This is a genomic window from Dyadobacter sp. CY323 (assembly GCF_021390245.1).
Lineage (GTDB): Bacteria > Bacteroidota > Bacteroidia > Cytophagales > Spirosomataceae > Dyadobacter.
Genome location: NZ_JAJUXH010000011.1, coordinates 1 through 13,021 on the forward strand (window position 1 = coordinate 1; position 13,021 = coordinate 13,021).

At 43.1% G+C, this 13,021-nt stretch carries 12 protein-coding genes; 6 read left to right on the forward strand and 6 right to left on the reverse strand.

Annotation, left to right across the window (positions count from 1 at the left end; translation table 11 throughout):
* Nucleotides 1–135: 135 nt before the first annotated feature.
* Nucleotides 136–1,236 (reverse strand): redox-regulated ATPase YchF, encoded by a 1,101-nt coding sequence (gene ychF / locus LZG72_RS16735; protein ID WP_233875104.1) that lies wholly within the window; start codon nt 1,234–1,236, stop codon nt 136–138.
* Between the two features lie 160 nt (nt 1,237–1,396).
* Complete coding sequence (locus tag LZG72_RS16740; RefSeq protein ID WP_255701047.1) at nt 1,397–1,744, reverse strand: DUF3276 family protein; 348 nt, start codon at nt 1,742–1,744, stop codon at nt 1,397–1,399.
* A 240-nt stretch (nt 1,745–1,984) separates the two neighbouring features.
* Between LZG72_RS16740 and LZG72_RS16745 the strand changes: the two genes are divergently transcribed.
* Genes LZG72_RS16745 through LZG72_RS16755 form a run of 3 tightly spaced genes read left to right on the forward strand, consistent with a single transcriptional unit; the run spans nt 1,985 to nt 4,558 of the window.
* Nucleotides 1,985–2,434, forward strand: a complete 450-nt coding sequence (locus tag LZG72_RS16745; RefSeq protein WP_233875111.1) for a septal ring lytic transglycosylase RlpA family protein — start codon at nt 1,985–1,987, stop codon at nt 2,432–2,434.
* Nucleotides 2,435–2,445: 11 nt separating this feature from the next.
* A complete protein-coding gene (locus LZG72_RS16750; RefSeq protein ID WP_233875112.1) occupies nt 2,446–3,360 on the forward strand; it encodes a DUF58 domain-containing protein in 915 nt (304 codons plus the stop codon).
* A gap of 49 nt (nt 3,361–3,409) precedes the next feature.
* The gene (locus LZG72_RS16755; RefSeq protein ID WP_233875113.1) at nt 3,410–4,558 is read left to right on the forward strand and encodes a hypothetical protein; all 1,149 of its coding nucleotides are present in this window, start codon (nt 3,410–3,412) and stop codon (nt 4,556–4,558) included.
* A 29-nt stretch (nt 4,559–4,587) separates the two neighbouring features.
* Here LZG72_RS16755 and radA read toward each other — a convergent pair whose 3' ends face one another.
* The gene (gene radA / locus LZG72_RS16760) at nt 4,588–5,961 is read right to left on the reverse strand and encodes a DNA repair protein RadA (protein WP_233875115.1); all 1,374 of its coding nucleotides are present in this window, start codon (nt 5,959–5,961) and stop codon (nt 4,588–4,590) included.
* A 167-nt stretch (nt 5,962–6,128) separates the two neighbouring features.
* Here radA and LZG72_RS16765 point away from each other — a divergent pair, with 167 nt between their 5' ends.
* Complete coding sequence (locus tag LZG72_RS16765) at nt 6,129–6,845, forward strand: porin family protein (RefSeq protein ID WP_233875118.1); 717 nt, start codon at nt 6,129–6,131, stop codon at nt 6,843–6,845.
* 164 nt (nt 6,846–7,009) lie between these two features.
* Here the strand turns inward: LZG72_RS16765 and LZG72_RS16770 are convergent, their stop codons facing one another.
* Entirely contained in the window at nt 7,010–7,408 is a 399-nt protein-coding gene (locus LZG72_RS16770) for a LytTR family DNA-binding domain-containing protein (protein ID WP_233875125.1), read from the reverse strand.
* A gap of 341 nt (nt 7,409–7,749) precedes the next feature.
* On the opposite strand from LZG72_RS16770, the gene pheS reads away from it, so the two are divergent.
* Nucleotides 7,750–8,790, forward strand: coding sequence for a phenylalanine--tRNA ligase subunit alpha (pheS, locus tag LZG72_RS16775; protein ID WP_233875129.1), 1,041 nt, complete (start codon nt 7,750–7,752; stop codon nt 8,788–8,790).
* A 1-nt stretch (nt 8,791) separates the two neighbouring features.
* Here the strand turns inward: pheS and LZG72_RS16780 are convergent, their stop codons facing one another.
* Complete coding sequence (locus LZG72_RS16780) at nt 8,792–9,523, reverse strand: esterase family protein (RefSeq protein ID WP_233875132.1); 732 nt, start codon at nt 9,521–9,523, stop codon at nt 8,792–8,794.
* A 113-nt stretch (nt 9,524–9,636) separates the two neighbouring features.
* Complete coding sequence (locus tag LZG72_RS16785) at nt 9,637–11,067, reverse strand: circularly permuted type 2 ATP-grasp protein (protein WP_233875136.1); 1,431 nt, start codon at nt 11,065–11,067, stop codon at nt 9,637–9,639.
* A gap of 349 nt (nt 11,068–11,416) precedes the next feature.
* Here LZG72_RS16785 and LZG72_RS16790 point away from each other — a divergent pair, with 349 nt between their 5' ends.
* A complete protein-coding gene (locus tag LZG72_RS16790) occupies nt 11,417–12,964 on the forward strand; it encodes a DUF5723 family protein (protein WP_233875138.1) in 1,548 nt (515 codons plus the stop codon).
* The last annotated feature ends 57 nt before the right edge of the window (nt 12,965–13,021 follow it).

Below are 13,021 nucleotides of genomic sequence, written 5' to 3' on the forward strand. Positions count from 1 at the left end.
CCGATCCGAAACTGGGGCATGATCCTGAATCAATTTTTGACTATTTTTGAAAACAGAGTCAGGCTTTAAGCTTTGCCCGACCCCGATTGAAAAGTTTACACAGTTAATGCGATAGTCCCCCCTTTAATTTCAGTATTATACATTAAACCTGAAATGCATAATATCTCCGTCCGAAACCACATATTCTTTGCCTTCCACTGCCATTTTCCCAACTTCTTTTACGCCGGCCTCCGTTTTATATTGTTCGTAATCCGCGATCTTGATTACCTCTGCGCGGATAAACCCTTTTTCAAAATCACTGTGAATCACGCCTGCAGCCTGGGGGGCTTTCCAGCCTTTCACGATTGTCCAGGCACGTACTTCTTTCACGCCCGCGGTGAAATAGGTGATCAGGTTCAAAAGTGAGTAGGATGCTTTGATTAACTTACTCAGACCTGACTCTTTCAGACCATATTCGCCAAGGAACATTTCATGTTCTTCCGGATCTTCTATCTCTGAAATCTGTGATTCAATTGCTGCACAGAGAACAATAACCTCAGCTCCTTCAAGTCTCACGGTTTCTCTCAGCTTTTCAGAATATTCATTGCCGGTAAGCATCGACTCTTCATCGACGTTGGCAACATATAATACAGGTTTCGCAGTCAGCAACTGCAGATCGCCAATTACAGCCTCTTTTGTCTCTTCGTCGATTTCAACACTTCTTGCATTTTTTCCAGCCTCCAGAGTCGATTTGTATTTTTTCAGCCATTCCAGCTCCGCTTTTGCTTTCGCATCTCCGGCCCTGGCCCCTTTTTCGGTCTTCTGGATTTTTTTCTCGACGGATTCCAGATCTTTCAACTGAAGTTCCGCGTCGATAATTTCCTTGTCAAAAACCGGGTCAACCCGGCCTTCCACGTGTACCACGTTTTCATCCTGAAAGCAGCGCACGACATGAACGATGGCATCCACTTCCCGAATATTGGCTAAAAACTTGTTACCAAGCCCAGCTCCCTGGCTCGCACCTTTTACCAGACCTGCGATATCGACAAATTCTATAATGGTAGGAATAACCTTCTGCGGTTTTACAAGACCAGTAAGTACATCAAGACGCTCATCAGGAACGGTCACGACACCTACATTTGGTTCAATTGTGCAAAAAGGATAATTGGCAGCTTCGGCTTTACCGGTAGAGATGGCATTAAAGAGAGTGGATTTTCCGACGTTCGGTAATCCAACGATCCCACATTGAAGACTCATATTTTAGAAGTATGCAGTGAACAGCAGGGCATTCTTCTCAATAGAAAAGCAAAGAACTCCTTCTGCTAAATAATAATTTTTGCAAAATTACCATTTAGCGGCTACAAAAACCAAAAGCCTTCGTAATGATTACGAAGGCTTTGTTATAAAATCTGAATTTTTAGTCCCACTTAAGATCCGACTCCCCAACTACATCCACTTCATCGGCTTTTACTTCAAATTGAGAAAAGTCGACTTCCGGCATCAATTCCGTCTTCACGTGATCTACGGCTTCCTTCAATGCATCTACGAATTTATCGAAGTCCTCTTTATACAAAAACATTTTGTGTTTTTCGTACGTAAACCCATCACCTTGTGGATGACGACGGCTCTCTGTAATGGTTAGATAATAATCGTTGGACCGCGTAGATCGAACATCGAAGAAGTAAGTCCGTTTTCCTGCCCTGACCCTTTTGGAGTAGATTTGCTCTCTGTCTTCCACTATGTTTAGTTTTAAATAGGTTTTCAAACGCTAAAATATAAAGTTTATTGCTGCTAACAAAAAATCCATAACATATTAGCATTGTTGTTGTTCGCGACTTCCTCATTTTCGTTTTCCATCACGACTGAAAATCCGATTTTTATTCGTTTTTAAGTTTTTTGTATTACTTTTGAAACTCACGGGTTTTCAATTTCTCACGAATCCCGACGTTATAGCATGTGAATTAGGGCTTCTTTTCCCTAATATGTTTCACCTAAATCCAGAGATATGACTTATCATCGGATTCTGATTCTCATTGTGTTAACTTTCACCTTCGGGCAAAATGCATTCGCCCAGGTCAAGTTAGGAAAAACCGAAAAAGGTAACGCATCTTATTACGCGTCGCACTTCAATGGTAAAAAAACTTCTTTCGGAGAAATCCATAAAAGTACCGAATTGCTTGCAGCCCATCGGAGTTATCCACTGAACACAATGCTGGAAATCACGAATGTTGACAATGATGAAAAAGTAGTTGTTAGAGTTAACGACAGAGGCCCATTTTCCAAGAACCGTATTGTTGATCTTAGTAAAGAAGCCGCGAGATTGCTGGGAATTGTAGCGAAAGGTGTCGCTAACGTTACAGTTAGAGTCGTAGGCATGGAAGGAATGGTGCTGCTGGAATCCAATGAAGAAATAGATCAGAAATCCGGCAAAGTAATATCGATGCGGACCCCATAATAAATGAGTTAATGAGTAACCGGCAACTTGATTTAGCTAAAGTTAGGGAGTTCGGGAACCTCGAATTTCTGGCCAAGCAACTTGTTGAAGGGTTTATAACAGGTTTACATAAGTCCCCATTTCACGGGTTTTCAGTCGAATTCGCCGAACATCAGCTTTACAATACAGGAGAATCCACCAGAAATATCGACTGGAAGGTTTATGCCAAGACCGATCGTTTGTATGTAAAACGGTATGAGGAGGAAACCAATCTCCGCTGCCATATCTTGCTCGATACATCTTCTTCCATGTATTACCCGGAAGAAAACTTTGGCAAAATGACTTTTAGTGTCATGGCCGCCGCCAGTATCACATACCTGCTTCAACGCCAGAAAGACGCAGTCAGTCTTTGTACATTTTCAGAAGGCATTGAAATCCAGACCGCAGTAAAATCGACTCCATCGCATGTTCATAAGATCATGCTCGAACTGGAAAACCAGCTTCAAAGCAGCCGGCCACTTTTGAAAACTTCCGTTTCAGAAGTACTTCATCAGATTGCAGAAAAAATCCATAAGCGTTCACTGGTCGTCATTTTCAGTGATATGTTTGACAATCTGGAGAACGCGGACAAAATCTTCTCAGCATTACAACACCTTCGGCACAACCTGCATGAAGTGCTTTTGTTTCACGTCACCGATCGCAAAACTGAAGAGGATTTTGCATTTGAAAACCGCCCCTACGAATTTATCGATCTGGAAACCGGCGAGAAAATTAAAGTCCAGCCCGATCAGGTAAGAGATTCATACAAAGAGTTCGTCAGTGATTTTTATCAAAAACTCAAGTTGAAATGTGGTCAATATAAGATTGACTTCATAGAGGCTGATATCGCCCAGGGATTCGATCCGATACTGATGTCGTATTTAGTTAAACACTCTAAAATGAGGTAATTTTTTTGGAAATTTGACGGCAAGTTCCCTATCAGTTGTTTGCCGAATTATGAAAAAAAAATTGCTTTTCTTACCCCTCCTTGCATTCATCTTCTCATATTTTGCCGGTTGTAAATCGGCCGAAAAATCGCTTAAAAAGGGTGATTATGACAATTCCGTTTTGCGAGCAGCTGAGAAACTAAAAAGCAATTCTGGTCACACATCCTCCATTCAAGCGCTCAGGCAGGCTTATCCGCTCGCACTGGCACAGCATCTTGCTGACATCAAAACTGCGCGGGCTTCCGACGAACTGTTCAAATGGGAGCCGCAGCTTGACACCTACATGCAACTCAATAAACTTGCCGCTGCAATTTCTCAATGCAACACCTGTTCTACGATTGTAACGCCACAAGGCTTTGATAAAGAGGAGAACATGGCGAGATTGAATGCAGCGAATGTACGATACAAAGAAGCTGGCAAACTACTGGCGATAGGTGACCGCGAGAATGCAAGAAAATCGTACGAGTGTTTCGAAAAGGCAAATTCACTTATTCCCGACTTTGAAGATGTAAAAAAGAAGATGGAACTGGCCTACGAGCTGGCTTCTTTCAAAGTCGTCGTTGAGCAGGTTCTTGTGACTTCAAAGCGATATCAGCTTAGTAATGAGTATTTTCAGGATCGGGTGAACGAGTATTTACAGACAAATAAACGGTTAAACAAATTTGTCCGATTTTACATGCCGGAGGAAGCTGCCGAAATAAAATTACAGCCAGATCACGTCATCACATTGCAATTCGACGATTTTGTAGTGGGACAAACACTGATCGAAAAAAATACGGAGACGGTAACCAGCAAGGATACTGTAAAAGTGAGTGAGAAGCTCGTGGGCAGATCTAAAATTCCGATTTACGGGAAAGTCAGCGCCAAACTTACACAAATCCGGAAAACGGTCCGGTCAGGAGGTTTGCTGGATATGAGGATCACTGATTTCAAGTCGAGACAAGTTGTGAATCGGGAAAAATTCGATGGCGAATACAATTGGATGTGCGAATGGGCCACATTCAATGGAGATGAACGTGCGCTCACCCCGTCTCAATTGCGTAAATGCAAAAGTCAGGAGCTATTACCTCCTGACCCTCAGCAGCTTTTTATTGAATTCAGCAAACCCATTTACGAGCGGTTGACAAACAAATTGCAAAATTTTTATGCGAAATACTGAGATGACTTCGGCTTTCAGCAGTCAGCCTATTATTGATTTGCGAATAGCGACATAAATAACTGATCCAAGTGTGCAACCGGGATTACCTCTATTTTTGTCCGGTTTGAATCGATGCCTTTGCTGTTATATTTCGAAATATAGATTTTCTTAAATCCGAGTTTTTCCGCTTCCGAAATGCGGCTGTCGATCCGGCTTACCGCCCGCACCTCGCCCCCAAGTCCAACTTCCGCGGCGAAGCAAACAGATGGTGGAATATATTTATCCTCATAAGAAGAAACAATGGACGCCACTACAGAAAGGTCGATGGCTGGATCTTCGACTTTTAGCCCGCCAGCTACATTTAAAAAGACATCCTGAGTACCCAGCCTGAAACCTCCCCTTTTTTCTAACACAGCTAGCAACATTTGCAGCCGTTTTGCGTCAAAACCTGTGCTGCTCCTCTGCGGTGTTCCATAGTTAGCAACACTGACAAGAGACTGTATTTCAATAAGTAATGGTCTGTTACCTTCCATCATTGAACCGATAGCAATACCGCTGACGGGCTCATCGCGCTGAGAAATTAGTATTTCGGAAGGGTTACTAACCTGCCGCAGACCCGATCCCAGCATTTCATAAATGCCCAACTCCGAGGTACTTCCAAAACGGTTCTTAATCGTCCGCAAAATCCGATAAGTATTATGTCTGTCGCCCTCAAACTGTAACACCGTATCCACCATATGTTCGAGAACTTTGGGGCCGGCAAGTGAGCCATCCTTGGTGATATGTCCGATCAGAAAGACAGGAACACCCACTTCTTTGGCATATTTCATAAATTCCGCCGTGCATTCTCTCACTTGCGATACGCTGCCAGCACCGGATTCGATATATGCAGATTGCATCGTTTGAATGGAATCCACAATCAGTATTTCGGGCTTAAAGTCTTCTATCTGCCTGAAAATGTTTTGGGTATGTGTCTCGGTGAGGATGTAACACTTCTCACTTTTTGACGACATCCGTTCAGCTCGCATCTTAATTTGCTGATCGGATTCTTCTCCCGAAATGTATAAAACCTTTTTATTAGAAAGTGTGAGCGCGATCTGCAGCATCAGTGTGGATTTCCCGATTCCAGGTTCTCCACCTATCAAAATCAATGATCCCTGCACAATTCCACCACCCAAAACCCTATTAAGTTCCTCATCGAATGTCTTGATCCGCGGTTCATTCTGATACTCAATTTCAGCAATCGCTCGTGGCCGGCTCGCCAGATTAACCGATTTCCAGGTTACGGCTGTTTTATTATCTTCCTTTTCAATAACTTCCTGAACAAATGTATTCCACTCTCCGCAAGACGGACACCTACCCACCCATTTTGGCGAATTATACCCGCATTCCTGACAAAAATATGCTGTTTTGGCTTTGGCCATAAGAAGAAAAATCTAATTTGTATGTGACTTAAAGTAAACAAGTTCGCACTCCTATTTATTCAAATATTCGTACGTTTCAGCCACAAAATCAAAAAAAATATAGGATAGGTATAGTTTTTTATTTTCTGACGTTATTATCCGGTTTTACTTAAATAATGATATTATCCATGAACATCCTGACAAAAGTAGCCTGTATTTGCATGATATGCATTTTTGCATTGACTTCGGCACAGGCACAGAAAAAAGGTTTTGCGTTTGGTTTGAAGGGCGGTGTGAATCTTTCACGCCTGACCATGGGAGATGTTTTTACAACACGTTACGATGACGCGGGAAATCCTTATCTGGGTTACGATGGAAAGGAAGTCAGAGATAATTTAAAACAAAGCTTTAATACTAGAACAGGAGCAGTCGGCGGAATATGGGCAAGATTTGGGCGGACGCTGTTCATACAACCTGAGGTTCTTGTTTCAACCAAAGGGGGAGCTTTTGAAATCATTCAAACGGACAGAGAACAACCCGTTACTAAAACGGTTAACATCAAATATAGTAACATCGATGTTCCATTATTGATTGGTTTAAAAGGCGGGCCATTCCGTATACTTGCCGGGCCGGTTACCTCTTTTCGCATTGGTGACAATCAGCGTTTAAGAGATGCTTTTGAACATTATACTTCGGATCTTAACAATGCGATGTCCGAAGCAACTTTTGGTTATCAGTTAGGTGCAGGACTTGATCTCGGGAGTTTTAGTCTTGATGTGAGAAAAGAAGGTTCCTTCACGAATGTTGCCTCGTTTCAAACAAATGGACAGCCGGTCGGCGGAGATGCCTCATTAAAACAAAAAATAAGCTCCTGGCAGGTTACGCTAGGATTGAAGTTGTTCTAATTGACGATTGACCACCGACGATCGTCAATGGTCGATGGTAAAATTATCAAACACCCGTTCAAAATAACGCAACTTTACTGCCCAGAAACAAAACAAGCAGCCTTCGATCGAGCGATGGCTGCTGTTTTTATGAATAACCCACTAATTTAATTCACCAAAAAATTTTATGCGCTGATACGCAGATTTGTGTGATCCAAAAGACCAGTAATTTCTTTGATCTTTCTGCGTGACACCGCTACCTCTTTTCCGCAGGATAGTTTCAGCATGCGATCATCTTCTAAACGTGCCACGATATAAGCTGAATTGACAAGATATGACTTGTGAACGCGCATGAAATTCGGGTTCAGCTGCTCAGCTAACGATTTCAACGTTCTGGATACGAGGTATTTCTTACCGGTATTGGTATATATAAATGTATAATTTCCTTCACCTTCTAAAAAGGTAATGACATCGGGAGTCAAAAAGATAGTCCTGCCCATGGACTGAACGGAGATGGTAGAACGGCTGTCGCTAAGTGGTCTTTCAGACAGGTTCGGGCGGGTAAAGCTTGCAAAATTTTTCATGGTTTAACTATAGCTAATATGTTGTGATTTGTTATGTCAAAAATAGCATATAGCGCCCCTCAAATAAAATACGTAGAACTACGCATCAAAAGTTAATACCTTGCTTTACAGATACTTATATATTTTAGTGGAGGAAAATGACGTAACTGAACTTAGTAGAATGCGTAATTTTACGTACTCCGAAAAGTGCCTTTTTTTAAGACTATACGGCAGAAAAAAGTTTCTCAGCGAGTTTGAGAACAATTGAGCAGCCAGTTTTAATTATCTTTGCAGCCATTTTAATGCCTTTTCGCGCCTAAAATGCGGGAAGCCTGCCTGTCACAAATAATAAATACAGCTTTATGATTACCGAGCGGGTAAAAGAGTTAATCTATGAAATTGATCACATTACGGTTGCAAATAAAGAGCAGCTAGAGTCATTCAGATTAAAATATATAAGCAAGAAAGGTGTTGTTACCGAACTGTTTGACAGCCTGAAAAACATTCCTCAAGAAGATCGCCGAGCGGTCGGGCAAGAATTGAATGCACTAAAAAATCTTGCGCAAGATAAATTCCAGGAGTTTTCGGCCGCATTGGAAAATTCTGAAGATGCAAATCCGGAGGTGCTCGTTGATCTTACCCTTCCCGTTGTTCCCAATCTTCAGGGAAGTCTCCATCCGCTCACCATCATCCGTCGGCGAATTATCGAGATATTCGAAAGAATGGGCTTCAACGTTTCGTATGGCCCGGAAATCGAAAAAGATTGGTACAATTTCAGCGCGCTCAATTTTGCCGATAACCATCCTGCCCGGGAAATGCAGGATACATTTTTTATTTCCAAAAGTGAAGGTGATGTAAAAGACGATGTCCTGCTCAGAACACATACGTCAAATGTTCAGGTGCGTTTAATGGAAAGACAAAAACCGCCAATACGCTCGATCATGCCGGGCCGGGTTTTTAGGAATGAAGCCATATCGGCGCGCGCGCATTGCGTTTTTCATCAAGTGGAAGGCTTGTATGTGGATAAGAATGTGAGCTTTAAAGATTTGAAAGACACATTATATCATTTCGCGAAAGAAATGTTCGGCAAGGATTCGACCATCCGGCTTCGTCCATCGTACTTTCCTTTTACCGAACCAAGCGCAGAAATCGACGTTTCATGCTTTATCTGCAAGCAAAAAGGTTGCAACGTATGCAAATATACCGGCTGGGTAGAGATTGCAGGCTCAGGTATGGTTGATCCCAATGTACTCACCAACTGTGGGATTGACAGCGAGGAATACACGGGGTTCGCATTTGGAATGGGTATCGAGCGTATCACTATGCTCCGTTATGGGATCAACGATCTCCGGCTCTTCACGGAGAACGATGTCCGTTTTTTACGTCAGTTTGAAGGAGCCTAATTTAAAATCTCGTTTCCAGATAATAAGGTAACATTCGTTTCCAAACCCACCATTCGTGTGGCATATCAGTCCCCCAGATGTCCAGCTCGTGCGGGACATTTTTGGAGGTAAGTATTGCTGAAATCTGCCGGGAATAATCGGGTACCTCATAAGCTCCCGAGCCGGAAATGAAATGGATATGCCGGCTGTCGCGGTACATGGAGAGATGCCATTCTGCCTTTAATTGCGGCAAATAATGCAACGGCGAGTTGAAATAGACATTATCATCGTAATACCCGTCGGTATAAACGCTCAGGTCATAACACCCGCTCATGGCAATAACACCATTGATGTAGTCCGGATGTTTAAAAAAAAGATTAGCCGCATGCATGGCCCCGAATGAAGCCCCGCCCGCGATAATCTCGTTGTTTTGGCTCGTTGTATCCTTGATGAAAGGAATTACTTCCTTAATGATGTAATCGTTGAACAGCTGGTGGCGCAACGCCTTGTCATAGCCATGCATATAAGGATTAAGCCAGCTTTCCGAGTTAATGCTGTTAACACAATAAACTTTGACTTTCCCCGCATCAATATATGGGCTGATACTTTCAATCAGCCCATTCTGTTCATATTCGAGGTAATCAGAAGCTGCTGTCGGAATCAACAAAAGAGCAAATCCATAATGTCCGTAAACCGCAACATTCATGTGCTCATTTAGCGCCGGGCTATACCAACCGGTTACTTCACGTTGCATTTTGCTATCATTTTAGTTACTGGATATATTTATATTCAGGCATCTTAGATTGGGTATCAAAACAAATTGAAAACCGTTATCATAAACAGCCTGCCAGTTACTGTAAATGATAATTAATAGAGAACCCAGGTATCTTTACCCCCGCCACCTTGTGACGAGTTTACGACCAGTGAACCTTTACGCAATGCAACCCGCGTCAACCCACCCGGGATAACACTGATATCATCTCCGTATAGAATGTAGGGCCGTAAATCCACATGCCTTCCTTCTGCATGACCTTCCACCATACATGGAACTCTTGATAGGGAAATGGTAGGTTGGGCAATGTAGTTCCTTGGATTCGCACGAATTTTTTCTCTGAAAAGCTCATGCTCCTCTTCTGTCGCTTTCGGGCCGATCAGCATTCCGTAACCTCCCGCCTCATTGGCCTCTTTTACAACCAGTTGCGCAATATTTTCAATCACATAATTAAAATCATCCTCCTCGCCGCAGATGTAAGTCTGTACATTTGGAATAATGGCTTCTTCATTTAAATAATACTTGATCATCCGTGGCACGTACGCATATACTACCTTATCGTCCGCAACGCCGGTGCCGGGAGCATTTGCCAGAGCAACGCGACCTTTCTTATACACTTCGAATATTCCCGGGATGCCAATCAGAGAATCGGGATTAAATGCATCGGGATCCATAAACGTATCATCGATACGACGATAAATCACATCCACAATTTGCAGCCCATTCGTCGTGCGCATTTTAACATACCCATCTGAAACGACAAGGTCCCGCGTATCAACCAGTTCCACACCCATTTGCTGAGCGAGGTAAGAATGCTCAAAATAGGCTGAATTGTAAATTCCAGGGGTCAAAACAGCTACGGTTGGATTGGGACGGTCTGCCAGATGCTGCAGCATTTGCAATAACCGAGTCGGATAATCGGAAACCGGCCGCACGCCCGTCCGGGCCAGAACGTCAGGGAAAATTTGTTTCGATAACTCCCTGTTTTCAAGCATATACGACACCCCCGACGGACAACGCAGGTTATCTTCCAAAACCATAAACGTGCCATCGTCACCTTTAATCAAATCCGTACCGGTAATATGGCACCAGATTCCTTTCGGAGGTTTTAAGCCCAGACATGGTTTCAAAAAACATTTACTGGATTCGATCAGGTCCCGGGGAACTACGCCGTCGTTCAGGATATTTTGTTCATTGTACACGTCGTCAATGAACATATTTAATGCTTTAATGCGTTGCTTCAACCCTTTTTCCAGCCATTCCCATTCTGCATTGGACAGTACTCTCGGGATAATATCAATCGGCATAATGCGTTCCGTACCCTCGCCTTCTGAGTAAACGTTGAAGGTTATCCCCATAGATAGCAACGCACGTTCCGTTGCAAGCTGCCGGTTCGTAAGATCTTCATGAGTCAGGTTTTCAAATTTATTCTTTAAATGCTCGTAACCTGGTCGTATTTGCCCATCCGGAGAGAACATCTCGTCGAAGAAATTTTCGCTTTGATAATCTGAAAATGAAAAATTCATACAATACAAAATTTGAATAAGTCTATATCTATAATTCTCAGAACAATATATGGTCAATGTTTTAATTAACAAAACAATCAACCATCCCACATACCTGACATTATGTTCTTTGAATTATAAAAAACTAGCTTATTACCCATTCGCGGATTTCAACCCGACACTTTAAACAGTTGACCCAGAAACGATAAACGGGCATTTTACCAAACGTTAAAAAAACCAGCTATTAAAATCATGCCGATAATCGCCCCTTAATTATTTACCCATTCCGTAAACATTCGTTGCAAGTACACCTACTTCCGCTTTTCTTTGTGACCTGATATAAAAAAACTATATCAAGCGTTACAGTCATATGCGCAAAAACTACTTCCTCGTTATACTATTGATTCTTGGACTTGTGCTGAAAGCTGAATCGCAGCATATGCCGGGAGTTTCCATGAGTAATTTTGCAGGGACCAATGCGCTTTACCATAATCCCGCATTCGTCGCAGACAGCCGTTATAGCGTCTATGTCAACCTGGTGGGAACGCAGTTTTATACCGCCAACAATCACGTCAAGTACGAAGCACCTTACTCGTTTCTAAGCCTCATTACCAATACCGTTTCGGACGAATACCGCAATGAGCGCGGCGCATTGCTTTTCCCGCGATCATATCTTCGCGAAAAACTCAACGGGAATTTCAAATACCTCAATGCTGGCGGCGATACGCGTCTCCCGTCAGTAATGTTCAACATGTTCAAAGGCAAGATTGGGGTTGGGATTTCCACACGGCTACGATACATCATCAACACGTCGCAAGTGACCGAGGATCTTGCAAGGTTAATTTCCAAAACGACTCAGTTGAAAGAATTGCACAACACGGTTTTTGAAAATCAGTCGGGAAAATTACATTTCAATGCGCTGGGTGAAATCGCATTTACAGTGGGCGGGACGGTTATCGACAACGAAGCCGATTATCTAAAAGTTGGTGTAACTGCCAAAAGACTGATCGGCTTATATAATGCGCATGCGATTATTGACAACTCTTCTTACGATATCCAGCCTGATGCTACCTACGACAACCGGCGTCAATACATTCATGTAAATGAGATAAACGTCCGTTACGGCATTACACACGACGAGGGTTTTCAAAACATAAAACCTACTCCGGCCTGGCTGATCGGAGCCGCACCTCCGGGTGGCGGCTGGGGATTGGACATTGGCGCCGTGTATGAATATCGTCCTGACATCAACAAATACACCTATACCGAAGTCGGTGAGCGCAAACGCGATGCTTCAAAAAACAAATACCTTTACCGCATTGCAGTTTCGCTGACGGACATTGGCAGGGTACATTTCAAAAATCCCGGCTATTTAATGCAGCAGGAAACGCATACGGTTGACAAGGAATTCCGTTATGATTCGTTCCAGAAATTAGAAGGTTCCGAAGGACTTTTCAATGCGATCAATACTTCGCTGGACGGCGGTGCCCCGATCGCGCCAAATTTCAAATCTGTTTTACCCATGGCATTTCAGGCCAGCGGGGATTATCAGGTCAAACCAAATGTGTACGTGAGTGCATTGTGGGTTCAGAACCTTATTTCGCAAAATGCATTTGGGATGAAAGCCGAGTCATATGTGGCAGTTACGCCGAGGTATGAGCATAAATGGTACGAAATTTCTGTCCCGATTTCATTAATGAACCGTTATCGCTCGCCTGCCATCGGTATCGCGGGACGCATCGGGCCACTTTGGTTAGGTACAGACCATTTAACCGGTCTTTTGAATATAGGCAACCCCAAAGCGTTCAACCTGTACTTCGGAGTTTCGGGCGGTTTATTCCGTCGCCCGCCGGAGTCGCAAAACAAATGCTGGCCGCCGGAAGATTCATGGCTGAGACGAATTTTTACCAAACGATAATGCATTCTCCGGTGTTCATATTATGGTACAGTTTTTCTGTTTGTGTCCATAAATTAA